At 54.9% G+C, this 26,123-nt stretch carries 24 protein-coding genes; 13 read left to right on the top strand and 11 right to left on the bottom strand.

Annotation, left to right across the window (positions count from 1 at the left end; translation table 11 throughout):
- Positions 1–17: 17 nt before the first annotated feature.
- Positions 18–1,190 (bottom strand): ABC transporter substrate-binding protein, encoded by a 1,173-nt coding sequence (locus tag H4684_RS16935; protein WP_192624652.1) that lies wholly within the window; start codon positions 1,188–1,190, stop codon positions 18–20.
- A gap of 172 nt (positions 1,191–1,362) precedes the next feature.
- Positions 1,363–2,433 (bottom strand): MBL fold metallo-hydrolase, encoded by a 1,071-nt coding sequence (locus H4684_RS16930; protein WP_225940507.1) that lies wholly within the window; start codon positions 2,431–2,433, stop codon positions 1,363–1,365.
- A 348-nt stretch (positions 2,434–2,781) separates the two neighbouring features.
- Here H4684_RS16930 and H4684_RS16925 point away from each other — a divergent pair, with 348 nt between their 5' ends.
- Complete coding sequence (locus H4684_RS16925; protein ID WP_192624651.1) at positions 2,782–4,530, top strand: GNAT family N-acetyltransferase; 1,749 nt, start codon at positions 2,782–2,784, stop codon at positions 4,528–4,530.
- Positions 4,531–4,680: 150 nt separating this feature from the next.
- On the opposite strand, the gene H4684_RS16920 is transcribed toward H4684_RS16925, so the two are convergent.
- A complete protein-coding gene (locus tag H4684_RS16920) occupies positions 4,681–6,267 on the bottom strand; it encodes a sensor domain-containing diguanylate cyclase (RefSeq protein WP_192624650.1) in 1,587 nt (528 codons plus the stop codon).
- 275 nt (positions 6,268–6,542) lie between these two features.
- Between H4684_RS16920 and H4684_RS16915 the strand changes: the two genes are divergently transcribed.
- Together H4684_RS16915 and H4684_RS16910 are read left to right on the top strand one after the other, a co-directional pair.
- Positions 6,543–6,884, top strand: coding sequence for a zinc ribbon domain-containing protein YjdM (locus H4684_RS16915; protein WP_092194063.1), 342 nt, complete (start codon positions 6,543–6,545; stop codon positions 6,882–6,884).
- 132 nt (positions 6,885–7,016) lie between these two features.
- Positions 7,017–7,736 carry an SDR family oxidoreductase gene (locus H4684_RS16910; protein ID WP_192624649.1) on the top strand — a complete coding sequence of 240 codons (720 nt, stop codon included), beginning with the start codon at positions 7,017–7,019 and terminating at the stop codon, positions 7,734–7,736.
- Positions 7,737–8,090: 354 nt separating this feature from the next.
- Here H4684_RS16910 and H4684_RS16905 read toward each other — a convergent pair whose 3' ends face one another.
- Both H4684_RS16905 and H4684_RS16900 read right to left on the bottom strand, forming a co-directional pair.
- Positions 8,091–9,119 carry an NADH:flavin oxidoreductase/NADH oxidase gene (locus H4684_RS16905; protein ID WP_225940506.1) on the bottom strand — a complete coding sequence of 343 codons (1,029 nt, stop codon included), beginning with the start codon at positions 9,117–9,119 and terminating at the stop codon, positions 8,091–8,093.
- 127 nt (positions 9,120–9,246) lie between these two features.
- Positions 9,247–9,627 (bottom strand): hypothetical protein, encoded by a 381-nt coding sequence (locus H4684_RS16900; protein WP_192624648.1) that lies wholly within the window; start codon positions 9,625–9,627, stop codon positions 9,247–9,249.
- 716 nt (positions 9,628–10,343) lie between these two features.
- On the opposite strand from H4684_RS16900, the gene H4684_RS16895 reads away from it, so the two are divergent.
- The 4 genes from H4684_RS16895 (at position 10,344) to H4684_RS16880 (ending at position 14,207) form a co-directional block, all read left to right on the top strand.
- A complete protein-coding gene (locus tag H4684_RS16895) occupies positions 10,344–11,798 on the top strand; it encodes a methyl-accepting chemotaxis protein (RefSeq protein WP_192624647.1) in 1,455 nt (484 codons plus the stop codon).
- A 311-nt stretch (positions 11,799–12,109) separates the two neighbouring features.
- Complete coding sequence (locus H4684_RS16890) at positions 12,110–12,574, top strand: DinB family protein (protein ID WP_192624646.1); 465 nt, start codon at positions 12,110–12,112, stop codon at positions 12,572–12,574.
- A gap of 133 nt (positions 12,575–12,707) precedes the next feature.
- Positions 12,708–13,319: a rhodanese-like domain-containing protein gene (locus H4684_RS16885; RefSeq protein WP_192624645.1), complete on the top strand. Its 612-nt coding sequence runs from the start codon at positions 12,708–12,710 to the stop codon at positions 13,317–13,319.
- A gap of 18 nt (positions 13,320–13,337) precedes the next feature.
- The gene (locus H4684_RS16880) at positions 13,338–14,207 is read left to right on the top strand and encodes an MBL fold metallo-hydrolase (protein WP_192624644.1); all 870 of its coding nucleotides are present in this window, start codon (positions 13,338–13,340) and stop codon (positions 14,205–14,207) included.
- Between the two features lie 286 nt (positions 14,208–14,493).
- On the opposite strand, the gene H4684_RS16875 is transcribed toward H4684_RS16880, so the two are convergent.
- Together H4684_RS16875 and H4684_RS20715 are read right to left on the bottom strand one after the other, a co-directional pair.
- Positions 14,494–15,090 carry a DNA-binding protein gene (locus H4684_RS16875; RefSeq protein ID WP_192624643.1) on the bottom strand — a complete coding sequence of 199 codons (597 nt, stop codon included), beginning with the start codon at positions 15,088–15,090 and terminating at the stop codon, positions 14,494–14,496.
- 7 nt (positions 15,091–15,097) lie between these two features.
- Positions 15,098–16,264: an XRE family transcriptional regulator gene (locus H4684_RS20715; RefSeq protein WP_225940505.1), complete on the bottom strand. Its 1,167-nt coding sequence runs from the start codon at positions 16,262–16,264 to the stop codon at positions 15,098–15,100.
- A 132-nt stretch (positions 16,265–16,396) separates the two neighbouring features.
- Here H4684_RS20715 and H4684_RS16870 point away from each other — a divergent pair, with 132 nt between their 5' ends.
- The 3 genes from H4684_RS16870 (at position 16,397) to H4684_RS21175 (ending at position 19,085) form a co-directional block, all read left to right on the top strand.
- Entirely contained in the window at positions 16,397–16,693 is a 297-nt protein-coding gene (locus tag H4684_RS16870) for a fatty acid desaturase (protein ID WP_318779655.1), read from the top strand.
- A gap of 278 nt (positions 16,694–16,971) precedes the next feature.
- Positions 16,972–17,493: a type 1 glutamine amidotransferase domain-containing protein gene (locus H4684_RS16865; RefSeq protein ID WP_192624642.1), complete on the top strand. Its 522-nt coding sequence runs from the start codon at positions 16,972–16,974 to the stop codon at positions 17,491–17,493.
- A gap of 59 nt (positions 17,494–17,552) precedes the next feature.
- Positions 17,553–19,085: a sensor domain-containing diguanylate cyclase gene (locus tag H4684_RS21175; protein WP_192624641.1), complete on the top strand. Its 1,533-nt coding sequence runs from the start codon at positions 17,553–17,555 to the stop codon at positions 19,083–19,085.
- 347 nt (positions 19,086–19,432) lie between these two features.
- On the opposite strand, the gene H4684_RS16855 is transcribed toward H4684_RS21175, so the two are convergent.
- Positions 19,433–20,290, bottom strand: coding sequence for an alpha/beta fold hydrolase (locus H4684_RS16855; RefSeq protein WP_192624640.1), 858 nt, complete (start codon positions 20,288–20,290; stop codon positions 19,433–19,435).
- A gap of 75 nt (positions 20,291–20,365) precedes the next feature.
- Between H4684_RS16855 and H4684_RS16850 the strand changes: the two genes are divergently transcribed.
- The gene (locus H4684_RS16850) at positions 20,366–20,611 is read left to right on the top strand and encodes a hypothetical protein (protein WP_192624639.1); all 246 of its coding nucleotides are present in this window, start codon (positions 20,366–20,368) and stop codon (positions 20,609–20,611) included.
- 436 nt (positions 20,612–21,047) lie between these two features.
- Here the strand turns inward: H4684_RS16850 and H4684_RS16845 are convergent, their stop codons facing one another.
- The gene (locus tag H4684_RS16845; protein ID WP_192624638.1) at positions 21,048–22,157 is read right to left on the bottom strand and encodes a hypothetical protein; all 1,110 of its coding nucleotides are present in this window, start codon (positions 22,155–22,157) and stop codon (positions 21,048–21,050) included.
- Positions 22,158–22,923: 766 nt separating this feature from the next.
- On the opposite strand from H4684_RS16845, the gene H4684_RS16840 reads away from it, so the two are divergent.
- Entirely contained in the window at positions 22,924–23,754 is an 831-nt protein-coding gene (locus tag H4684_RS16840; RefSeq protein ID WP_192624637.1) for a C-GCAxxG-C-C family protein, read from the top strand.
- 222 nt (positions 23,755–23,976) lie between these two features.
- Positions 23,977–24,651: a LysR family transcriptional regulator gene (locus H4684_RS16835; RefSeq protein WP_192624636.1), complete on the top strand. Its 675-nt coding sequence runs from the start codon at positions 23,977–23,979 to the stop codon at positions 24,649–24,651.
- A gap of 90 nt (positions 24,652–24,741) precedes the next feature.
- Here the strand turns inward: H4684_RS16835 and istB are convergent, their stop codons facing one another.
- A complete protein-coding gene (gene istB, locus H4684_RS16830; RefSeq protein WP_192624635.1) occupies positions 24,742–25,485 on the bottom strand; it encodes an IS21-like element helper ATPase IstB in 744 nt (247 codons plus the stop codon).
- The coding region (locus H4684_RS16825) for a transposase (RefSeq protein WP_192624634.1) at positions 25,479–26,123 on the bottom strand (645 nt) is incomplete at its 5' end. The genes H4684_RS16825 and istB, both read right to left, overlap by 7 nt.

Below are 26,123 nucleotides of genomic sequence, written 5' to 3'. Positions count from 1 at the left end.
TCCCCCGGCAGGATGCGTTATTCGGGCAAGAGCTCCATGATCCCGGTCTTGCCGTCTTCGGCGATCTTGATCTGGGATACATAGAACGTCTTCTGGGTGATCTCGCCATCGGCGTCGAGGACGATCTCGCCAAGAGGCGTTTCATAGGAACTGGAGATGATGGCCGCATTGAGGGCGGTGCGCAGTTCGGCCGTGTCCATGTCCGCGACCTTTTTGCCGGTGCTCTGCTCCACTTCGTTCAAGGCATCCACGACGACCTTCACGCTGGTGTAGGCCTGAGCCGAGAACTGGGCCGGATCCTTCTTGAACATTTCCTTGAACACGGGGACAAAGGCGTTGTTTTCGGCGTTGTCGGCCTTGGGGCTGTAAGCCTGGGCCACGATGACGCCGGTGCATTCCTTGCCGCAGACCGGGTACATGTTCGGAGAGTTGAAACCGTTGCCGCCCACGATAATTCCCCCGTAGCCGAACTGGCGCAGCTGCTTGACCATGTTGCCGCCGTCGGCCGCCAGGCAGCTCATGACCACCATGTCCACACCCGCGCCGAGGATGGCCGTGACCTGGGTGGTGAAGTCCGTGTCCTTGACGCTGGTCTTCTGGACGAGGGCGATGTTGAGGCCCATGTCCTTGATGGCTTCCTGGAAAATGCCGGTCTCGGAGACGTTGAACGCGTCATCCTGGGCATAGACCACGGCCACGTTCTTGATATTCGGGTTGACCGCGAGGGCGCGCTTCAGGGCGTTGGGGGCGACCAGGGTCATGGGGGCGGAAATGCGGGACACATATTCGCCGATCTGAGCCACGCCCTTGGCCGTGTTGGAGGGGCCGACAACGGGCACCTTGGCCTGGTTGGCGATGGGGTTGGCGGCAAAGGCCTGCTGAGACAGGGTCGGCCCGATGATGGCCACGACCTTGTCGCGGGAGATCAGGTTCTGGAAGGCGTTGATGGCCCCGGCTTCGTCTCCGCCGGTATCCTGGAACACGAGCTTTATGGGAGTTCCGCCCACGCCGCCCTTTTCGTTGATCATCCTTTCAGCCACCTTGGCGCCGTTGACCTGTTCCTCGCCGAACAGGGCCACATTGGTGGTCTGTCCCACGGCGATACCTACGGGAATGGGGCTGCCGACCGGCCCGGCAAAGGCGGCCTGGGCGAAAAGCAGACTTGCTGCAAGCAAAACGAATATGCGCATAAAATCCTCCGTAAGAATGCGATTTGCTGAAAGAAAATCGAGCCAATCGATTAAAGATCGATCGAATTATCAAGGAAGGTCAGTAGGTGCAAGCTGAAAATAACCTACAGAGAAATAAGTATGAAAAAAAGTTTCAAAATATAGCCGGTGAGCCCTCGCATGGTGCAAAATTTCAGCGCGGTGGGACCGTGAACCACTCCCCTACTTTTGGGAGCATGAAGAGCGATTCGTCCATGCCCCTGGACTGCAAGGCCTCCAAAATCTCCCGGCGAGGGGCCGCATAGGCTTCGTCAGCCATGGGAAAGACCTCGTGCTGGGTGCCCATGGCCCGCCCCTGCCCAAGGTCGAGGAAAGTCTGCACCGCTTCGTCGGGGTCCATGTGGGCATAGCGCATGAACCATTCCGGTTCGTACGCCCCGACCGGTAGCAGACTGAAACGCGGCGTGCCGTACTTTGCCATGAAATCCTCGGACAAGTGCCGTGCATAGCCAGCGTCGGCCAGAAAGTAGATGGCCCCGCCCGGTGCATCGATGACAAAAGCCCCCCACAGGGCGTCGAGGCGATCGAAAAGCCCCCGGGCCGACCAGTGCTGCATGGGCTCAAGCACGAATCGCATCTCCTTGCCGAACACGAAGTCCTGGCCCCAATCCAGGCTCGAAAGCCGCATGTCCGGGATGGCGGACCTTATGATGGCATCATTGCCAAGCGGGGTGAGCACGAGCGGATTAAAGGCCCGGTGCAGGCGTTCAAGGGTCGGCAGGTCCAGATGATCGTAGTGGTTGTGGCTGATCAGCACCAGGTCGATGGGCGGCAGGTCCTCAAACCTCACCCCGGGCGCGGCCACACGCCTTGGGCCCGCGAAGCCCAGCGGACTGGCCCGCTCGGACCAGATCGGATCGGTCAGGATGTTCACCCCCTGGGTCTGCAAGAGCACCGTGGCGTGGCCGACATAGGTCACCCGCAACTCCTCCCCCATGACCCGCGCAGGAGGCAGCGTCTGTTCAACCGGCACATGCTCCGGCCAGTAGCCACGCTCGGCGGTCAGGCGCCACTTCAGAAAATCCCCGAACCGGTTGGGCATCGGCTCCCAGGGATTGTCGAATTTGCTCCCGTCGAAATGCTCCGAAACCGGGCCGCGATAATACCCATTGCCGCAAGCGCACAGAAGCAGCACGGCAAGCAGGAGAAACATGTTGCGGCCATGACGCTGCGTGCGCGATGCGCTGCTTGCTGAAAAACTCATTTTTATCCTTAAAAAAGCATGAAGTTGGAACGCTGCAGGGACGCATCCCGATCCAGGGTTGTTCCGCCCATCTCTTCCCTCAGCCAACCAGTTCCGCTTAATATTTCCCAAAGCCATCCAGCAAGCACTATCCATGCGAAATTCTGGAGGGAAGGACACCGAAAAAACCGGCGAGCTTGCCTGAATTTCATTCCTGGCCCTATGATTGCGCGGAAGCTGAGATGCACTTATTTTTCGAAACGATCATTAAATGCGATTTACCATTCGCCCTCGCCGCCGTATTGTCCCGACCGGCAATAAAATTCCATTCGGATACAGGTCCCGGCATCAGCCGAAACGAGGCTCTTCATGTTCAGCATCCGCCCCATTTACGACACCACCGTGCCCGTCGACGCCCAGAGCGTCGAGCAGGTGCAGACCATCCTGGCCGAACGTTTTCCGCTCATCGCCGCCGAGGAGGTCGCGAATCTTCCCGCCACCCTCAAGAACCCCCTTGGCAAGGGATACCGGACCATCGTCTTCGTGGCCGAGGGACAACGCAGGTTGGTACAGGGATTCGCCCTGCTGTGCCACTTTTCGGACCTGCGCTTCTGCTATCTCGACTATCTCTCGGTCAGCCTGCGCCACGGCGGCCACGGGGTGGGCTCGGCCCTGTATGAACGGGTTCGCGAGGAGGCCAAGGCCCTTGGCGACACGGCCCTCTTCTTCGAATGCCTGCCCGACGATCCGGCCCTGTGCCAAGATCCGGAACTGCTGCGCGAGAACGTCGCCAGGCTGCGTTTCTACGAGCGCTATGGGGCGCGGCCCGTCATCAACACGGCCTACGAGACGCCCCTCTCCGCCGAGGACGACTGCGCGCCCTACCTGGTGGCCGATCCCCTGGACAAACCCTTGCGCCTCTCGCGTGAGCGGGTTCGCCACGTGGTGCGCGCCGTGCTGGAACGCAAATACAAGGAGAAATGCTCGCCGGAGTATGTGAAGATGGTCCTTGATTCCATCCCGGCCGGAAATCTGGCCCTGCGCGAGCCCCGCTATGTCAGGGAAACCGCGCCCCCAAGGGTTCCGGGCATCAGCGCCGACCGCAGGATCGCCCTGATCTGCAACGAGAACCACGCCATCCATCACATCCGCGAACGCGGCTATGTCGAATCTCCGGTGCGCATGAAGTCCATCCTGAAAGAAATCGAGAAGACGGGCCTCTTCCTGCGCAGGCAACCCCGGCATTTCGCCGAGCGGCACATCACCCAGGTCCACGACCGGCAGTTCGTGTCCTACCTCAGAACGGTCTGCGCGAACCTCCCCGAGAAAAAATCCGTCTATCCCTATGTCTTCCCCATCAGAAACGCCGCCCGCCCGCCCCGGGAACTGGCCGTGCGTGCGGGCTACTACTGCATCGACACCTTCACGCCCCTGAACGGCAACGCCTATGCAGCAGCGCGCGGGGCCGTGGACTGCGGGCTGACCGCGGCCGAGGAACTGCTGGCCGGACGCCGCCTGGCCTACGCCCTGGTCCGCCCTCCGGGACACCACGCCGAACGCCGGGCCTTCGGAGGGTTCTGCTATTTCAACACGTCGGCCGTGGTCGCCCACCGGCTCAGCGCTCACGGGCGTGTCGCCGTGCTCGACGTGGACTACCACCACGGCAACGGCACCCAGAACATCTTCTACGAACGCAGCGACGTGCTGACCCTGTCCATTCACGGCCATCCGAGATTCGCCTATCCGTATTTCAGCGGATTCGCGGAGGAGCGCGGGGAGGGAGCGGGTCTTGGATACAACCGCAACTACCCCCTCCCGGAAGAGGTCGACGGTGAGAGATACGCCGAAACCTTGCGCCAGGCGCTGAAGGTCATGGCCGATTTCGATCCGGCTTTCGTCATCGTGGGCCTCGGGCTCGACCCGGCCAAGGGAGACCCGACGGGCACGTGGCGTCTGCAGGCCAGGGATTTCTTCCGCAATGGACGGCTCATCGGCGCCCTGGGCAGGCATACGGTGGTGGTGCAGGAAGGCGGATACAGGATAAGATCGCTGGGCGTGAACGCGGCCAACTTCTTTCAGGGACTGTTCGAGGGGACGCAGATCGCGCGGAGGAATTGATAGTTCGTTTCTGAACGGTCTTCGATTTCAGTTGAGGGCAAGGGATGGGCTGGCCCCGGTTCTCCGGAATGATTTTTTCGGCAGCATGGGAAAAGTCTGAACCGGAGAGTAATTTTCAATAATCAAGCGACAACATGCAGATTCAAGGAACTATCTGTTCCAGAACTTGCACACATTTTTTCCCGCTTTTTTTGATTCGTAAAGAGCCATGTCCGCTTTTTTGAACAATTCACCAAAATTTTCAGCTTTTTCATCATCCATGGCAATGCCGATGCTGACCGAAATATTGGTATGGGGAAACTTGCAGGCGACTTTTTCTGCAAATCCCGCCAGAATTTGCTCAGCGCATTGTCTCGGCATATTGGAATCGTCCACATTGTGCAGAAGTATCGCGAATTCATCTCCACCGAGACGGAACAGGTTTTCAGCCGGAAAAATCTGCAGAAGCATGCCTGCAAAGGCTACAAGCACCTTATCCCCTTCTTCGTGTCCGTACAGATCGTTGACTTCCTTGAAGTTGTCCAGATCGGCGAGAAAGAGCGCCGTGTGCGGCTGAGGCGGTGTTTTCCTCATGAAATCCTGGAGGCTGCGCCTGTTGTTCAACTTGGTCAGATAATCTGTGTTTGCATCCGAAAGCAGCTTGTTTTTGTGATGATATTCAAGAGTGATATCCACAAAAAGGTAGATATGGCCAGCCAGCACGCCGAATATATCCAGAAGATTTTCATCGTGAACTTTGAGAATTCTGCTTTTGGAAATAAGCAATGTATCATCTTCGTCCTGCTCTATGATCCATCTTTTACTACGCGTATAATTTCCTGTTTCATTGAGAAATGAATCAACACTTTTTCCAATCAGCTCTGATCGATCCAGAACAAATATATCGATGAACTTTTGATTGACAATGGTAACTTTATTCTCCTTGTCTGTTACCATTATTGCAAAAGGAAGACTCTCGATCAAAATATTCAATTCAATCATCAGGTTCTGAAGATCAGTCACATCGTGCGCAAAACCCGTTGTGCCGATTACTTCTCCATCCGTATCAAAAATGGGAGACTTGTAGGTTTTGAACTTGCGCAGTTCGCCGCCGCATTTCACTGTTTCGTCAAAGAGGCAGGTTTCCTTCTTGTTGAGAACGATCTCTTCGGATTCCAGACAAATATATTCTCCCTGGGCATATTCATCAGGTTCAATGTCCCAGATATAATAATGCCCTCGGCCCTCAATTTGCTTCTTGGTTTTGTTCACAGTCCGGCAGAAACTGCTGTTGACCTTCAGGTGGGCGCCCCGGGCATCCTTGAACCAGATCAGTTCCGGCAGGCTGTCTATCAAGGTGTCCAGGTATTTCCGGTTCAGCAGCGCGTCCTCGCGCTCCTTGAGACGCCTTAGAATACCCGAAAACGAGGCCTGAATCCTATCTTCGCCAAAAGGCCTGGTCCAGACCTGATCGAAAAGGTGGTGCCACTCCGCAAGAACCGGAAAACTCCCGGCGTCAAAACAGCCGATCATCACGGCATGTTCATCCTTGGCGTCATGAATTCTTGCCACGCACTCAGACGCAACGACATCGAAATCGAGGATGATGACGGCGCAGCCCTTGATGTCGGCTTCAGCGATATCGGGTCTGCCGATAAACTGGTGGGAAAACCCTTCCTGTGGCGAAACACCCCTGAGAAATGTTTCCAACTGGGGATTTCGGGTTGCCATGAAGATGTTCAGTAACCGTTGGTACACGCTCGACTCCTCGAAGAAAATGAACGGACTTTTCGCCGCCCGGGAGGTGTTCGCACAGCGTCGGTCCCACGGCAAGGATTAAAGAAGCACATCCCATACCGGACAGTGCATTGCACCGGCCAGGCGTTGATATTGGCGGATTCCGGTTTTTATGTCCCCACCCTTCGAGTCCAGTATTTCGCATTGACCTTGGCAGCTTCAAGCGGCTAGCGGGTTCAGCTGTTTGCAATCACGGCGATTTCGCGCGCAACCCCAACCAGCCCGAGGATACCAAAATGAGCGATCTGCCCATATGCCCCAAGTGCGGCTCCGAATATACATACGATGACGGCATGGCTTACGTCTGCCCGGAATGCGGCCACGAGTGGTCCAAGGACGCCGCTGCCGGCGATGGAACCGATGACAGGATCATCAAGGATGCCAACGGCAAGCCGCTCCAGAACGGCGACACGGTCACGGTCATCAAGGACCTTAAGGTCAAGGGCTCGTCCGTCACGGTGAAAGTAGGCACGAAAGTCAAGAACATCAGGCTCGTGGACGGCGATCACGATATCGATTGCAGGATCGACGGCATCGGCGCCATGAAGCTCAAGTCCGAATTCGTCAAAAAAGTATAGCTCTGCCCTTTCACCACGCGACGCGCTCAAGGCCGGATGCATTGCGGTTGCAGCGCACCGGCAAATCATTCAGGATTCATGGCCATGTCCCCCCGCTCTTCGGGGATGAAAACAGAGCAAGGAGATCTTGTCATGATGAAACAGAAAGTCGCGGTGGTTACGGGCGGTGCGCAGGGCATCGGCAAGGCGATCTGTGACGCTTTCGCCGGGCAGGGAGTTGCCGTCTGCAATATCGATGTGCAGGATAACGACTATTTCGTCGGTGACATTGCCGATGAACAGGCCTTGCGAGCCTTTGCGTCAAAGGTAATCGCCCAGCATGGCGCCATCGACTATCTCATCAACAATGCGTGCCTGTCCCGGGGCGGCCTCAAGACCTGCTCCCATGAGGATTTCAATTACGTGTTGCGTGTCGGAATCTCGGCCCCGTTTCTTTTGACCCAATTGTTCATGGATCACTTCAACCCTTCGGCAAGCATCGTGAACATCTCATCGACCCGGCATCTGATGAGCCAGGCCGATACCGAAAGCTACACGGCGGCCAAGGGGGGCATCACCGCGCTGACCCATGCCATGGCCATCACCCTGGCAGGCAAGGCGCGGGTCAACTCAATCTCGCCGGGCTGGATCGACACTACCGGCACCCGCTTCGATGGCCCGGACGCGGAGCAGCACCCTGCCGGCCGTGTGGGCGTTCCTTCAGACATCGTCCATGCGGTCATGTTTTTGTGTGATGAGAAAAGCGGCTTCATTACGGGCCAGAACATCACGGTGGATGGCGGCATGACGAAGCTGATGGTGTATCACAACGATTTTGGATGGAAAAAACAGGAAGAAAATCCTGAATCGTGAGCGAAACGAATCGGTTCAAAACCCGGATGCACAAGGACTGATCCGACGTGCCACGGAAAGGCCGCAACCGACGACACTGCAAAAAGTCGCAAAAGAACCTGATCGTCATTCCCGCGAATGCATAAATCCATTCTTCTCAGATAGTTAAAAAGTCGCCATCCCCTTTCTCAAGAGGATGGCGACTTTTTGCAGTGACGCAATCACTTCGTCCCGAAAAACAACCCCGCCATCAGGGCCGCGAATTCTTCAAAAGGCAGGCGCGGATTCGCTGGCATCCCACCTGCGAGATCCAGGCAAAAAGAGCATCGACCCGCAGGACGTTGCCGACCTTTTCACGCGGCGTTGCCCGGATGGTCAGCTCTTCCTGAAGAGGTCCTTCACGCCGTGGGGCTCGCAGCGAAGATATTGTGGCGGCGCATCCACGCAGGCGCCCAGTTCAGCGGCCGCGTGCCAGGGCCAGCGAGGATTGTAGAGCATGCCCCGGCCCAGGGCCGTCAGGTCGGCCTGGCCGGAGGCGATGATCTCCTCGGCCTGCCTGGGCTGGGTGATCAGGCCCACCGCGATGGTGGTCATGCCGGTTTCGCGTTTGATATGCGCCGCAAAGGGCACCTGATAGCCAGGTCCCGGCTTGATTTTCTGCATGGGGGACAGGCCGCCGCTGGAGACGTGGATGTAGTCGCAACCAAGCTCCTTCAGACGCGCGGCAAAGACCGTGCTCTGCTCAAGGTCCCAGCCGCCCTCGACCCAGTCCGTCGCCGAGATGCGTACTCCGAGCGGAAAGCCCAGCGGCAGCGCGGCGCGGATTTCGCGGAAGACCTTGAGAGGCAGGCGCATCCTGTTTTCCAGGCTGCCGCCGTACTCGTCCAGGCGCTGGTTGGACAACGGGGACAGGAACTGGTGCATGAGGTAACCGTGGGCGCAGTGCAGTTCCACGCAGTCGAAGCCGCAGTTCAGGGCGCGCTCCGCCGCCCGGCGAAAGGCTTTGACCACCCGCGCGATGCCGTTTGCGTCCATCTCCACGGGCGGGGCGTCCTCGGGTTCGAAGGGCAGCGCCGAGGCCGAGGACGTAGTCCAGCCGCCGCGTCCGAACGATACGGACGCGCCCCCGTCCCAGGGCCGCGCCGTGGACCCCTTGCGACCGGCATGGGCCAGCTGGATGGCCACGGGCATGGAAGAATGGTCCCGCAGAGTCCTGCGCAGCGAAGTCAGGGCCGCCTCGGTCTCATCGGACCACAGCCCGAGATCCTGGGGCGAGATGCGCCCGGCCGGTTCGACGGCGGTGGCTTCGACGATCAGCAGTCCGGCCCCGGACAGGGCAAGCTGCCCAAGGTGAATCAGGTGCCAGTCGGTCGGCAGCCCGTCCTGTGCGGAATACTGGCACATGGGGGGCGATGACGATGCGGTTCCGCAAAGAGAGATTGCCAAGAGAAATGGGGGAAAAGAGTGCGCTCATGGTTGCTCCTGATGTTTGGCATCAAGGGCTACATGCGTCGGCGGGAGATGACAATCGTTATGGGATCTGAAAATTCTCGATCTTCCAGGTGTCAATCGGGAGTTTCTGAAACTCGATGATCGAATTCAGCCGAATCCAGAACTTCCTGTCCTCGATCCGTTCCAGAATCAGTACGACCCCTGCCCGCTTTCCGGTCTGCATGGAGTAATACAGGGCCTGGCCTATGGACTCCGCCCACTTGCGTCCGAAGTCGAACTCGATGGCATGAGTGCGGGTGATGCAATCGGCCCTGGTCCCATCGGCAAGGCGGATCTCGGCCTGCCCGCGTGCTTCGGCACACCAGTCTTGCTGGTATTCCTTCTCAAGTCGTTTGTGTTCGGCAAGTACTGATGAGGACCAAAAAGTAAGTAGTATTACTGAGAGAATTACGGTTCGCATGGGTAGAAACCACTAGCAAACCTCGACCCTTGTGTCCAGATAATTAAGTATATCAGAATATTATGACGCAGCCTGAACACACCCAATCCGTCAAAAAAAGCCTCGCGCGATTTTTCCAAGATCCTCTTTCGGGGCCGGGTCTCAGAATGGAAAATTCAGAAAACGACGACGATCCATCATACCCTCCCTGCCAACTTCATGATCCTTGAAGCCGACTGCAGCCATCAGATACGATGAAAACACGCGCCTTGCCAAACTCTTTCGCCGCGTACCACGAAGTGGCGCCATGCGTCGGGGCGTTCGATGCGCAAAGGCGTAGCCATGAGGGTCTCCCGGACGAAGGTGCGGATTTCAATCAAGGCGCGGCCCGGGCCTCATGCCCTGTCCGAAGAGGCACGCCCCCCATCGAACTGGAACGGGGCCACGGGGCGCCCGCCACCCTTGACGATCGCTCATCCTTTGCACTATCCCGCTCGGTCCGAAGCACGGGTACATCGCAAAACACCATAGGAGCCTGAATGTCTATAAAATTTAAAATGTATGGAATCGGTATTGTTTTTTTTCTGGCGATTGGATGCCTGACAGGCGTCAGTCTTTATGAAGTATTCGCCATAAAATCAATATACACCGATGTTGTACTTCGAGACACCGGCGGAAAAATCAATGTTCTGGAAATAAACCGGGATGTAAATTACGTAAGTCGCCTAACACGCAACATGATGCTCGGCAGCAACATTGAAAAGGACATTCTGAGTCTTGAGAAAGTCATAAAAAAAATCACAGACAGCTATGCTTCCCTCAAGTCGCACATCACGGATCATGAGGAGAAGGTGATCCTCGACAACGCCGAGCGCACGACAATGAGTTTTGTGAATCACGGGTATCAGTTTTGCCTGGATCTCAAGGATGTGCGACAGGACATGCGTGCCACGCATTTTTCGGACTACCAGAAACTGGCCACGCCCTTGGCGAATGAATCCAGGGAATACATGGCCGCCCTCATTGAATTGAAAGACAAGAAGCTTGCCGCCGCAACATTGCAGATGGAGTCAACCATCACCGAGATGTTTCGGATCATTTCCCTGATCGCACTGATCACGACTGCCGTGGCGCTGCTGATGGTCTTCAGTGTCGGACGCAGCGTGACGCGATCCATTCAGCAGGTTGTCGGTGTGGTGGAGACAATGGCCAACAACGATCTGACCTGCCAAGTCGCCGAAGGCGGCAGTGATGAGACCGGAAAAATGCTCCGGGCCACTCGGCGCATGCTGGACACTCTCAAGGAAACCCTGGGCAGCGTGATCGGGGGCGTTGGCGCGCTGGCCTCGTCCTCCAGTGAACTCGCCGTGGTCTCACGAAAAATTTTCGAGGGAGCGGCGGACATGCGCGAAAAATCTCACGGCGTGGCCGCTGCGGCCGAAGAAATGGGCGTTAACATTTCGTCGGTGGCTGCCGCCGCGGAGCAGTCTTCGACAAACATCGGAATGATCGCTTCCGCCGCGGAGGAGATGAACTCCACCATGAGCGAGATAGCCGCGAACACCGGCAAGACCAGGGAAACGAGCGCAAAAACCGTCTTCCGGGCCAAGCGGGCTTCCGACAACATGACCAACCTGAGTTCCGCCGCCGTTGAGATCGGAAAGATCGTCGAGACGATCAACGTCATCTCGGGACAGACAAATCTGCTGGCCCTGAACGCGACCATCGAGGCGGCCAGGGCCGGGGAAGCCGGAAGGGGTTTCGCGGTTGTCGCCAACGAAATCAAGGAACTTGCCCAGCAGACGGCCAGAGCGACCGAGGAGATCAAGAACAACGTCGGGTCGATCCAAACCCTCACGGTCGAGACTGTTGGAGAGATCAAGGAGATCACGGACGAGATCGGCAACGTCAGCGGGATGATCGACGGCGTTGCCGTGGCGGTGGACCAGCAGGCACTCGCGACCAGGGAGATTGCCGACAACGTGAACCAGGCGGCTGGCGGCTTGCAGGAAGTCACGAGGAATGTGAGTCAGAGTTCCCTGATGGCGAACGAAATCGCGCAGGAAATAGCAAAAATCAACGAGCGGATCAGCGAAGTCTCGCATGGCAGCGCCGAGGTGGACGCAAGTGCGGCCTCATTGCAGAATCTGTCGGAAAAACTGCAGAAATCGGTGAGCATTTTCAAGATCTGAGCATCTCGCGTTCCTGATCGTTTTGCGCAAGCATCCGATTTCGGGAACGCGAGCCATCAACGCCCCGGCCGCCCAAAACAGATTCCCTCCAAGCCCCCGAAGCCTGATTTTTTTCGAATCGCGAAGCACAAAACATCCCATCCAGATTCACGCATCAAATATTCCTCAATTCATGTTGGTTGATGACTCCTGGCGCAAGGAAGGAGCGCCATCCGGCGAAGGAACCCAGAACCAAGCCCCTGGCATTTCGCTTGTGTCCGCAGCTCATCAGGCGCTATGGGAACAATTCGCCACAACCTCAAGGAGAGACCATGAATATAGACTGCATCGACTGCAAAGCCCGCATTGAATCCTTCGAAACCCTCATGACCCGGAACGCAGACCTCGCAGACATCCGCCTGGCCCCGGACAAGTGGACCCTGAAGGAGATGATCGCCCACCTGATCGATTCCGCGTCCAACAACCACCAGCGATTTGTCCGCCTGCAACTTGAGCCGGTGCTTGTCTTCCCGAAATACGACGCCGAGGAATGGAAAAACGCGACCAGAATCGCTTCATTCGACTATTCCACCCTGGTCACCCTCTGGAAAACCTACAACGCCCTGCTCCTGCACCTGATCGAAAACTTGAATCCAGCCGCCCTGAATCACGTCTGGAGACGCGAAGACAAGGACATCTCCCTGGAAGCCCTGATCCACGATTATTTCGCGCACATGGACCTGCACCGGAAGATGTTCGAGGACCGGGTGGAAGAGATCGGCGCTAAAAAGTCCTGAAGCGGTGACAAATTGTCATCAGTTGAAAGTACGTATAGTTTCGTTCCATATTTTCATTCCTGATCACGCAGCGACCTGATGTTGCAGTGCGCGGCGCGCGGTGCTCAGGAGGAATATCCACAAAGGAGACGTTATGGGATTGCAGGAAATTTCGGCTCTCGCCGCTTCAAAGGCGGATGCCCAGCAAACAATCTTCATCGATGTGCGCACGTCGGCGGAATTTTCCAACAAACGCCCGGCCCGCTCGCTGGCCTTTGCGCCGCTGACGGATCTGGCGCCAGAGGATTTTGCGATGCGGCACGGCATTCTCCCGGACACCCCGCTCATCATTCTCTGCACCAGCGGCAGCAGGGCCCGAAAGGCGGCAGAGAAATTCATCAAAGCGGGCTTCAGTGATGTGCAGGTCCTGCAAGGCGGTATCGACGCCTGGGAACGCGAGGGCCTGCCCCTGGTCGGCGCAAACTCCGCGCCCGACATCGGCGGCCCCATCTCCCTGGACAGGCAGGTGCGCATAGCGGCCGGCAGCCTGGTGCTGCTGTTTGGTCTTTTGGGATATTTCGTGACCGCCAGCTTTGTCTGGGGAGCGATTTTCGTGGGCGGCGGGCTTGTCTTTGCCGGCATCACCAACACCTGCGGCATGGCCATGCTGCTGACGCGGGCACCGTGGAACAAGACCGGCTGCACGGGCGGCGTATGCCCAATCAGCGGCAAGCCCAAAGGCAGTTCCGGCGGCGGCTGCAAATAGACGACAAGGAGACAAGCCATGCAAAAGCCCACAGTACGAGCTTTTTTTGACGAGGACACGGCCACCTGGTCGTATGTGATCTGGTCCGAGACAGGTGCACAAAAGCGTTGCGCCATAATAGACAGCGTGCTGAATTTTGATCTTCCTTCCTGCACCTCCAGCACACGGTCCGCGGATATCATCATCGACTTCATCAAGGAAAAACAGCTTGCCGTGGAATGGATACTGGAAACGCATATCCATGCCGACCATCTTACCGCCGCCCATTATCTGAAAGAACGGCTGGGCGGAAAAATCGCCATCAGCAAACATATCCTGACCATCATCGCCACATGGGTGCCCATCTTCCAGACCCAGGACGATACAAGCCTGGACGGGTCCCAGTTCGACCATCTCTTTGACAACGACGAAAAGTTCACTGTGGGCGACATGCAGGCCCAAATTCTACATACGCCCGGGCATACCCCCGCGGACACGACCTATGTCATCGGCGACGCCGTCTTTGTCGGCGACACCATCTTTCTGCCGGACGTGGGCTCTGGAAGATGCGATTTTCCCGGTGGCAGCGCGGAGCATTCCTACGACTCCTCGCGCCGTCTTTTTGCCCTGCCCGACGACTACCGCGTTTACGTAGGGCACGACTACCCGCCGGAGAACAGGCGCGGTCCGCAGTGCATGTGCACCATCGGCGAACAGAAAAAGCTCAATGTGCGTCTGCATCTTGGCATCGGCAAGGAAGATTTTGTCCGGCAGAGGCAGCGTGAAGACACGGGCAAATCCGTACCCCCACTGCTCCTGCCCTCCATTCAGGCCAACCTGCGCAACGGGCAGTTCGGCCAGGAGATCGCAGGAACGCAGTTCGTGAAACTGCCAGTCAACAAACTCTAGCCCTCTCGCCGGGCAACAGGTGGAAGGCCATCCATAAATCCACCACGAAAACTGCAAACAGCAAGGGATTTCAGCTTTTAAACTGAAATCCCTTGTCTTGTTTTGGAGTGAACGGATCGGGTCATGAGGCGGGGGTTATCTGACGTCACTGCAAAAAGTCGCGAAAGAGCCTGAGTGTCATTCCCGCGAAGGCGGGAATCCATTCTTTTCAAATAGTTAAAAAGGCATGGATCCCCTTTTTCAAGGGGATGACGACTTTTTGCAGTGATATCTTATCTGATAAAATTCAAGATTCAAGATCTGACGCTGCTCCCCTTGTGTTGAATTTTGATTGCGGGAACATTCGGGCATAATCTTGGACATACCTGCGCCAAGGCAGGTCTTCCATGTATTCCATGTAGTTCACCAAAGCATCAATGTCTTTTTGCGACACATGATTGCAATCCAGCATTGCCTTCATAAGCTGCAGGCTGTTCCAGACTTCAATGCTGAACACGTTGGCGAGCAGAGTCATATCCCTGTCATCCGTGACAACGGGCACATCCAAGGCAAGGGCGTGGGCAAGAATGTCTATGTCGACGTCCTGAACGCCTAAAGACTGGGCCAGACTGTAGTCGGAAATATAGCCAATGGCCAGAGCTGCCTCATTTTGTTGAGAACTTGATATGTTGATTCGCTGAGATCTATTTTCGGAATACATGTCTTCATTCACCCAGCAAAACTTTTCCCTCAACCGAGGTTGCCTATCATATTCTCTTTGAAAGCAATGAGTTATATAGAGTGTGAATTCGTCAGGGCAAAAGGGACGAAAAAGAAGCGGGTGGATGGACTGCGCGAAACGCAAATATATATTCGTATCAACCAGAATCTTTGATTGCGCCATGTTGATATCAGTGGGTCAGATAATAATGCAGTTCTTTTGCTTCGACTGCTTGAATGTCAAAAAGAGATTGAAGAAATCCATCCCCCTTTGATGTTTCACCAAGAAATTTCTTCAGGGAATCAAAAATCGGCGTTTTAAAATAAGTCTCAGCCAAATACACATATTCTTCAGGAGAGAGAAACTCGTCGTATTTTCGCGCGAAGCTATGCACCGAATCATTTCGGAGTTTTTCAATCAATGTTGACTTATTTTCTACATATTTTTTAATCACAACATACGAACTGTTCAGCTTTTCCAATTGAGCCAATCCGTTTTCGACTGCATATGAATTTACGGATTTGTATATCGTATACGGGGAGATAAAAAGAGTTTCGGCGAGGGCAATCATTTCCACGACAAGCTGATTCGCATTGAGTCCAACAAGTTTTGTATATGTTTTTGCAGCCATCTCTTCTGGAAAAAGAAAAGATTGGGCGAAAAGTTCCGCGAAATTTTCGGAAAAAACTTCATCACAGGAGCATTTTGTAATGATGTGACCTATTTCATGAGCGACCCAAAACTTGAAGTCAAGAAGATAGGAGTCAAGATTGATGTATATCCACTCTTTTTTGCTCCGCGGTGATTCAATATGCAATCCATGGGCATCATTATCCCTGCAGGAAGTCACGCCCCAGAAAACCGGCACGGGAACAACGTCGTACGTATGTATAATTTCGACAAGATCGGAATAGTTGATCACATCCGTCAAGGACTTGCCAACCAGACCTCTGACCAGTGCCACCGCCTTTTGTATGTATGCATACTCCATTGACGGATTCTTGAGGACCGGCGGCACCTCAAGTGAACCTTCCGGCAGGTAGTCGGCAATCAAATCAAGGAGCATCGCCTTTTTCAGGGCATCCGCAAAATGCGTATCAGTCAGGGCCCTGCGTGACTTCTTGCGAAAGTTGACTACCGCCGCAAGAGGTGCGTCGTCCACGACAAGATCGGTATGCGGTAGTTTGAGCAACATTCCAAGGCGCACGAGTTTATCAGGCCTTGGAAACTTCTTCTCAGCCAGCCACTCCCCCACGATGGTCCGGGAAACGGCAAGCCTTTCGGAAACCTGGCTGTTGTTGAGCCCCAGAGAATCCATGACCTTCTTGATGAGTTCGATATTGAGACGCTTATTCATAACCGGGGCAAATACCAATCATGTCAACTTTTGTCAACTAAGCGTAAACTTTTATCCATTTCCCGAAAAATTTTACTCACTGATGAATTACGCAAAATTCAAGACCTCCTCCCTCTTCCGCACAGGGGCGCGGTGCATCAGTTCGAAGGGGTCTACTGGGCGCGCAGGAACGACTGGGACCCCGTACGCGCCGCCATGGAAGGCAGTTCCTTCTACGACCTGCCGCCGGTGCTGCGCTGGTTTTCCGGCAACATCGGCTACCACCACGTGCACCACCTGGGCCCCAGAATCCCGAATTACCGCCTGAAGGAGTGCTTCGAAGCCTTCCCCGCCCTGAAGTCCAGACAGCCCCTGACCTTGAGGGAAAGCCTGGCGTGCATCCGCCTCAAGCTCTGGGACGAGGAGCGTCAGGAACTGCTTGCCTTCTGACGCTCCGCCCGGGGCTCAGGCTGTTGAAAAACGGCGATCTGCCGCGTCAGTGAAACACAGTGTCTCTTGCCGGCAAAAAAGCCCAAGGCGAACGCGCCCCCCTTTTCCCCCTTCAAAACATTTTGACACAGGGAACGAATCCATACATGGGTGCCCTCTTTTCTTGTCGCGGGGTTCAACCCGAGTCACGACATGGACATACGGCTCAAGATTGGCATATGTGGACATTTGAATTGTCCCCTACAAGCCCATCATCCGTTAACAAACCGGAGTTCAAGATGAAATTGAAAGGCCAGAAAGTCCTGATGTTTGTGGATCACATCTTTGAAGACATGGAGCTTCTCTACCCATATTACCGCCTGATCGAAGAAGGCGCCGAAGTGGTCGTGGCCGGGCCCGAGGCGGGAATCGTCTACACAGGCAAAAACGGGTATCCCTTCAAATCCACAGCCGCCATCGCGGACCAACAGGCCAGGGACTTCGACCTGCTGATCGTTGCCGGCGGGTTCGCCCCCGACAAGCTCAGACGCGACCCAAAGGTCCTGGAGCTCACCCGCGAAATGCACGAAGCCGGAAAAATAGTCGCCCACATCTGCCACGGCGGATGGATTCCGATCTCCGCGGGGATCATGAAAGGCTTCACCTGCACGTCCACCCCCGGCATCAAGGATGACCTGATAAACGCCGGCGCTACGTGGGTAGACAAGGAAGTTGTCGTGGACCGGAATCAGATATCCGCGCGAAAGCCTGATGATCTGCCCGCATTTTGCCGGGCCATCATAGCGCAGGCCGCGAAATAGGCCTGTCGGTTGCCTATGCTTTCTCCATTTCCGCGAGCGCCCAGAGGAGGATGCTCTCCGTGAACGCAAACCTCGACAACCACGACTCCAAGGGACAGACCGTGCTGGTCTTACTGGCCGCAGGTTGTCTCACGCTGGGTGTAATCGTCTCGTCCGTCATCATGGCCGTGACCAACTACCACACGACCCTCACCCTGGCCCGCGAAAACACTCGTTTCATCTCCAGCCTGGTGGCCACCGAAATCGGCATGGTCCTGGTCGATCTTGAAGGACGCCTGAGAGAGATCGGCACCCTCATTCAGACTTTTTCCGACGTACGTCCTGGCGAAAAAAAACAGCAATGGGACAATCTCATCCACACCATCCGGGCACGCGAACCATACGCCCACGGCGTGGTGGTTACCGACGCCCAAGGGCGTGTCCTGGCATGGAACGGACCGGACGTTCCGCCAGCCATCCTGGACACGGACTACATCCGGGCTCACCAGAACGGCGGCGAGGAGATGTTCGTGGGTGCGCCGCAGCGCAACCCGCGGCAGTCCGACGAATGGAGCTTCGACATCAGTCTGGGGGCGCGCGACTACCGGGGCGAGCTGACACATGTCGTGGCCATCAAGGTCGCCCTGGAACACCTGCTGCGCATCTTCGACGATCTCGACATGCCGCAGGACACCAACATCATGATCACGAACCTGGACGGTCTGATCAATCTCATTGCCCCCGGCGCGGAGGAACTGATCGGCCACACCGTTACAGCGATCGCGCAAGACAAGGACTTGGAAAGCGGCGAACAAAGCGAAACATATGGCGACGTTTCAAACATGCGGGGACAGAAAATGGTGGCGGGCAGAACCCGGGTCAGCCATTTTCCCCTGCAGGCCTTTGCCGCCATCCCCATGGATACAGCCCTGACCTCTTGGTACCGCCATGCTCTGCTCTACGGCGGGGCGTCGGTTGCCATGGCGTTCGTCGTCTCGACCATGGGCGTGCTCCTCGTGCGCGGCCAGCTCAAGCTCAACCGGCAGGGGCGGGAACTGGCCCTGGCCGCAAGCACGGACATGCTCACAGGAGCCTTGAACCGCCGCGCCTTCACAGCGGCCGCCCATCGGGAATTCGCAAGAGAGAAGCGAAGCGGCGCCCCCCTTTCCTGCGTGATGATGGACCTGGATCATTTCAAGATGATCAACGACACTTACGGGCACACCGCCGGGGACATTACCCTCAATTCCGCAGCCCAGTTCATCATGTCCAGGCTTCGCGAATCGGATCTCTTCTGCCGCTACGGCGGGGAAGAGTTCCTCTTGCTCCTGCCGGACACGGATCAGGACGGAGCGGCCGTGGTGGCAGAGGAACTGCGCAAGGGTTTGGCGGGCCTGAGGCTGGAGAACGCCAATAAATCCTTCTCCATCACCGCGAGCTTCGGAGTTGCGGAGAAGCTGCCCGCCGACACCTCCGTGATAGAGGTGCTGATCCGCGCGGATCAGGCGTTGTACCGGGCCAAGGACGAAGGGCGCAACCGTGTCTGCCGATCTTCGAACTCATTGGCCACTCCGAAAGGCGACGAAGCGGCCAAGTGGTCCGCGGATTTCTAGCCTTTGCCTGCAAAGCCGTTCAAGCAGCCAACTGTCCGCCTCGATCGCTTCCGGCAGCATGCCCTTGGAGATGAAATCGTGGGCATTGCCGGTGAGCCGATGTCCAACACCGTGCAGCCGACGCCACCCGAAAGGCGCGGATAAAGACGAGATTGCTCGCAAAACCTTTATCGTACAATTTCCATCAGTATAAATTACCTGCTGACCTTTTGCGGTGTTTCCTGCTGTCTTGGCGACAGGAAGGCCAAAGGCAGGCCCCCTTTCCCGGACATTTTCATGACCCCGATTGCGTCCTGCGATCTTGGCGGTAGAACAGTCCAAAGCATACCCGCCCCGTTTCTTTCTATTCAGCCGTGCCTGCCGCACCATCTCTCGATGCTCTCGCGCATGCCCCGGGGCTGCTCCGTGGGAATCCAGTGCACGGAGTCGAGATGTTCAACCCGGCAGTCCGGAAGCTCGGCCAGGCATCTGACGGTGATCTCCGGGTCGCCGAACATGCCGCCGCTGGACAGCAGGGACAATGCCGGCGTGGTGATTTTCGACAGATCAGGCAGCGGGCCCGTCACGGCCAGAAGGTCCTGCACGTAGGCCACGGTGGGGAGGATTCGGAGCTCATGGAGGGGCGAGGCGTAGCGATCCGTGGGGAAGGAGCCGCCGGCCATGGAGGCGTAGGCGGCCTGATCGAGGGTTGCCAGATCCAGGGGCGGCAGGGTTTTCCGGTGAATGCCGGCGGACGCCAGGGCCATGAGGGACGGCGTCAGGGCGGCCAGCATGGGGCGCAGGTGCAGGATGTGTTTCATGCGGCCGGTGATGGCGGCGCGGAACATGGGTTCGATGAGCACCAGCCCGGAGACGAGGGCTGGTTCCAGCCGCGCGAACCACAGAGCCAGGTTGGCGCCCAGGCAGTGCCCGACAACCTCGGCCGGCCCGGCCCCCTCGGAACGCAGAATCCCGGCCAGGTCCGAGGACCACACCCCCATGCCGAGCCTCCCCCGCCACACGGAGCCGCCGTGCCCGCGCAGGTCCAAGCGCAGGATGTCCCAGCTATCGACCAGGCGCGTCTCGGCCAGAAACCTCCACCACCGGGTCATGTTGCTGGCCACGCCGTGCAGCAGAACCAGCGTTCGCCGCGCCTCCCCGGCCCTGGTCAGACCGTAGGCGATGCGCGCCCCGTCCGGTGCCACGTATACTTTGCGTACCTCCATGCATCCTCCTCGAAAGGTACATCATTCGGGAAAACGCGAGGAAAAGAAAGCCCCGTGTCGAACAGGAGGCATGGGGTGCAAGAAAAACTTTGGAAAATGGGACGGCGGGAACAGAGCGCGGACAAAGACGATATTGCGCGTCATACCTTTATCTTACATTTTTCGTCAGCAGAAAATTTCCACGAAGAAAAAAGGGACTGCGGCGCGCAAACTGAAATCCATTGTCTTGTTTTGTTTTGGAGTGAGCGGGTCTGGTCTGGAGGTGGGGAGTATTTGGTAAAATTCAAGATTCAAGATCTGAACCCGGTCACCGCTTTTTGATTGGTAGCCACCGCTTCCAGCTTTTCGGATGACAGTTGTGTGCGTCAAGTTCTGCAAATTCTTCCAGGGCATGAACCAGTAACTGGTTGGTTTGCAACCATGAGATCTGTAATAACACTTAGGACATGGCGTGGAATCGAAGAATATCTGGCCGTCGCAAGACGGTGGGGCTTCCCCGACAGCCTTGATCTTGATGGGTGACTGGTGCGGCGAAATACGCCGACAGCGTAAAATTGATATTTAGACAAAGGCATAAATCAAAGAAATTCGGAGTATTATCAAGTAGTTTTGTCCGAGGCGAGAAAACCTGATTTTCTGGCCTGAGGGAGTAATTTCTCTTGACCTCGGTCCTTTTGATGGGTGCCCCCTTTTTTCCCTCTATTCTTTCTTTCCTCATGTGCGGGCGTGTCGATAATGACACAAGTCGAGGGGTTTTCTATGAATCTGGAACACCCATCAACTTCGAAAGGGGGAGAGATGCGGCAGACTTCTTCTGAACCACCTTCTTCACACCGGCAAGTTCAGAGTAAGGAACATGGCCTGGTCGTGGAGTGTCTGCAAGTCCGACAACTGACAACGATTCAATGTCTTCGCCCTTTGTTTTGGCGGTGACGAGCAACCCAATTGTCGGGCATACCTTTTCAATATCTCCGCTCTTGAGCATGTCATGAATGGAGGACTTCTCGTGATCGCTGAGCATTTCCGTTGAAGCGCTTATCGCACGTTCGTTCTCTGCGAGAAAAGTGAGCCGATTATATTTAATATCTATGCCGGTTATAGTGTAAAAACCGTCGACGTAAACAGCGCTTCGCTCGGGCCTGTCCTTGCCAGAGAGCCTCAGATCGTCGCCGGAGACAGTGTTCCCATGCCGGGCCGCTGTTATAGTATCATCAGGGTCAAGAGCATTGCGTAAATACCGGAAGCTCTCGGCATTCTTGCTGGCCAGTTCGAGAGAGGCGCCTATCTGCCCTATCAGCAATTCCCGTGTGTTCGCGTCGTTCACTTCCCGGATTTTATCAAGCCTGATTTGTTCAAGCTGCACAACTTCTTCGGACTTGAGGCGCTCGATCGTTTCTTTTGCGTCGTAATGACGATTTGTGCAATTAATTATGATATTGCTGCCTGCATATAATACTGCAGCAGTTATGAAACCTGCTAAAATTTGTTTTGCTGTGACCCTTTCCATTACTTTATCAATAATTTTAGATATACTTTCATCAAGAATTTGACTTAATTTCGCCCTTATCTCTGTGCATCCATCATGTATTTTTACATCAATAAGCATTTGCCTGTCAACTTTTCGAAGACTTTTAATGCTCATTTTATCGCTAGGAAATAAGCTATTGTGAATTTTTATAATATCTTTTTGAAGCTGAACTATATATTTTGCGACGTAATAGTTGACACTTCCATTCCATCGCTCGCCATTTATCTTGATATGAATTTCAAAATCATCCGAAAATCTGATATCTTTTATTTCGATTTCATCATTCGCGACCATGACAAGACAGTCCATGACGTTTTCGTGTGTAATAACGAAGCTCATTTAGAACCCTTCTGTGAAATAGTTGTTCAAAATGTGTGAAATATGAATTTTCAGAAATATTGTATAAAAATCGACATGATCGAAATAAATATTACGAGTTGAATTTTAATTAACACTGCTCGAACACTTTCCTGCCCATTATTAAATTTCTCATCTTCATCAAACGGACACAGGAAGACAGTTCCAGCATTGACCTTCACATTCATCAAAGCATGCAATTTCTTTTCGCACATCCGCTACAAGAAAAGTTGCACCAACGGCAACTACTTCTTTTGTCATACATACTTATAAGGTCCCGGTCGGGCCATGCGTACGTAAACAAAAAAAACGCCCGTTACCGAATGACTTCATCCTGAATGGCCGGGTTCTGGCCGATGAAGCAAAAGCACAGCGCACCAAAAAATAAGGGATTTCAGCGTGCAAACTGAAATCCCTTGTCTTGATTTGGATTGAATTTGCCTGGCCATGAAGCGGAAAGTATCTGGTAAAATTCAAGATTCAAAATCTGCCCCGGCACCTCTCTGATCCGCCTCCTCTGCGCTCCTCTACATTTCTTGATTCATTGCTTGGCCTGTACAGCCTTATACTCCATGGACTTTTTTAGCATTTTCAGGACGGGCTTGATATCTACAATAAACAGAACAGCGGACAATCAGATAAGGACATTGAATTTGTTTATAACTCTATATGCTCATTAAAATTTTTAATTTGTATTACTTCGCGAACAAGCTAAAAAAATTAACATCATCCAAAAAAGGAGGACGATATGAACGCGATCACATCCAGAAGACAGTTCTTACGACAATCCTTCAAATACGGAACTGCAGCGGCGGCAGGTGCTGCCGTGGCTGCTACCGGACTGCAGGCGATAGCACCTCATAAGTTGTTTGCAGCAACCGCGCAGCCCCACGCATGGCCGTGGCCTTACGCCAAACTTGATCCGGAATTTTGCCGCAAACTCGGGCATGACAGCTACTGGAGCGGAAAGGGATGCTCATATGCCGGTTTTCATCCAATAATTACCGCGCTTCGAGCCGAAGTAGGCGAACCGTATTACAGCCTGCCGACGGAGTTGATGATCTACGGGCATGGAGGCGGCGTGGGATGGGGGATGCTGTGCGGCGCACTGAACGGTGCAGCAGCAGCCATTTCACTGGTCTGCGACAAGAAAACCGCGGATATGTTGGTTAACGAACTTTTTGCATGGTACTCCGACACAATGCTACCTACAGATTTAAGCAACCAATATGCTGTTGAAAAACTGTACGGAATCAACAAATGCGACCAGATTATCCCGCCATGCAAAAGTGGTTCACCTTTGTGTCATGTTTCTTCCACAAACTGGTGCATGAAAACCGGAGAACAAATCACCTGCACCGATCGCAAGGAACGCTGTGCTCGCTTGACTGGAGATTCGGTTGCCTATGCCATCCAGATATTGAACGACAACTACGATAAAAAATTCAAACCTCTGTATGCACAGTCGTCAGTCGCCACCAGCTGCAACTCTTGCCACGGAGAAAACGGGGAAAATGTGAATGTGCTTTCAAAAATGAACTGCGTACAATGCCACGGAGACCCTCATCAAGGCAAATAATCAAAGAGCCCACTTCTCCGCCGCAGGTTGTTTCGTAGCTATGGATTTTTATATGGACAGCCATCGACAAGTTTCCGATTTTAATACTCGGATACCCAAAAGCTACAGGTTTTATGTCAAAAATGTCTGGAAAAGTTGATTGAACATGATTTCTGGAGGGACACTGTAGACATACATTCTGATCTCTGTTAAAAAATAAAGATGGATTTAAGTCTATTCTCCATGAAAGTCTTTTTGAAGGTTGCAGAGGTCGAAAGCTTTACCAAGGCCGCAGAAGCACTATTTCTATCTCAACCGGCTGTCAGCCTCCAAATCCAGAAACTTGAACAGCTTTTCCAGACATCACTTTTCATACGCGCCCATTCTGACCGCATCCGGCTTACAGAATCCGGAGAAAATCTTTGCCAGCATGCCGAAGCATTGATGAGAGTTCAACAAACACTCATCCAGGATATGGAAAAATACAGCGCTGGCCATCTTAGAGAATTACATATTGGAGCCTGCTGCATTGCTGGTGAGCAACTTCTTCCAATCGGATTATCAGCCTTTAGAGATTGTTACCCTCAAGCCAAGCTAACTCTTTCCATCACCAAATGTGAAGAAGTGTTCAACGGACTTTTGGCAGGAAACTTTGACATCGGCGTGACTGGTCTTGAACCCAAACGCAGATTTTCGCGGGACCTGCACAAGCAAAAACTGATGGAAGTTCCACTAATATGGTTCGAATCAAGCAAAACATCGCCGCCTACTGAAATTATCAACTTGAAGCAACTGAGGAAGCACCGCCTCATACTGAGTGAAAAAGGCTCAGGATGCAGGACTGGATTCGAACAGTTTCTGGCTAATAACAAACATAAATTACAAGAGTTTGCGCATTCCGGACAAACTGACCAGTGATTCCACGGGAAACCGCCCACCCGTTCCGGCTGAAACTGACCAGAGAATCGGAGCGAAGCGATGCTGGTTTTGGGACGCTATGGGAACTGGTCAGTTGGGGTCAATGATGGATTTCATCTTCCGCATGGATTCTCCTTTGAGGTTGAGCTGGTAGGCGTTGTGTACAAGGCGGTCGAGGATAGCGTCAGCCACGGTCGCATCAGCGAGGTACTCGTGCCAGGCTGCCACTGGCAGTTGGCTGGTGACGATGGTCGAGTGCCTGCCGTGGCGGTCTTCGAGCAGTTCAAGCAGTTCCCTGCATGTGGCCGGAGTCATCGGGGTCAACCCCCAGTCATCGATCACGAGCAAAGGGGTTTTAGCAAAGGACCGCATGAGCTTTCCGTACCGGCCATCGGCCTTGGCGATCAGTAGATCCTCCATGAGCCGAGGCAAGCGCATGTACAAGGCGTCGAAGCCTTCCAGGCAGGCCTTGTGAGCCAGGGCGCAGGCCAGGAAGCTCTTCCCTACGCCCGTCGCCCCGGTGATGAGCACGTTGTATCCTTTGCCGACCCAGGAGCAGGAGCCCAGACTCATGACCAAGGTCTTGTCGAGCCCCCTTGGCGAGTGAAGGTCGATATCCTCGAAGCAGGCTGCGTGCCTGAGTTTTGCTTTCTTTAACCGGGTCGTAAGACGGCGGTTCATGCGGTGCAGTTTTTCGCGGTCGATGAGAAGCGCCAGGCGCTCTTCAAAGCACAGTTCTTCGATGCCCTGCATGGCCCGCTGTTCCTCCAGAGCCTTGGCCATGCCGCCAAGGCCGAGGGCATTGAGAGTCTGCGAGGTTGGATGGCTTAGCATGAGGCCTCCTTGCGGTAGTATTCCGGGCCACGCACGTTGTCGTGGGGTATGGAAGTCTGGTCGGCGTTGTGGAGCGGCAACGGCAGACGGTCCAGGCCGGTCTTGAGGATGGACTTGAGACTTTTCTGGGAAAGGGCACCCAAATGCAGTGCCCGCTCACAGGCCGCGTCCAGGCGTGCGGAACCGTGCTCCTTGGCCAGGCCGATGACGCCCAGGCAGGATCTGTAGCCCTGTACGGGGTGTTTGCGTGAACCCATGATGGCTTCCGTCAACGCAGAGACATTGGGGCCGAGCGTTAGCGCCCATTGCGCGAGGCGCTCCGGGGTCCAGCCCGCGTACTCTTGGTGACTTTTGGGCATGTGCTCCATGACGGTCGTATGCCGTCCTTTCTGCATGGACCGGGGATGAGCAGCCACACGTTGGCCCTTGTGGAAGCATTCAACGGTGGTGGCCGTGATCCGGACGTCGATACGTTTTTTGATGAGGCTGCACGGCACGGAGTAATAATGCCCGTCTACTTCGACATGGTAGTCGATGTTGACAGTGGCCTGCTTCCACTCGGCAAAGACGTAAGGGGCGCACGGCAGCGGCAGGAGTGCCGGCTTGTCCAGCGTTTCGAAAGCCTCTCTCCTGTTGCC

Source organism: Desulfomicrobium macestii (genome assembly GCF_014873765.1).
Lineage (GTDB): Bacteria > Desulfobacterota > Desulfovibrionia > Desulfovibrionales > Desulfomicrobiaceae > Desulfomicrobium > Desulfomicrobium macestii.
Note: the sequence above shows the minus strand (reverse complement) of the source record. Positions and strands in the feature narration are given on the sequence as shown.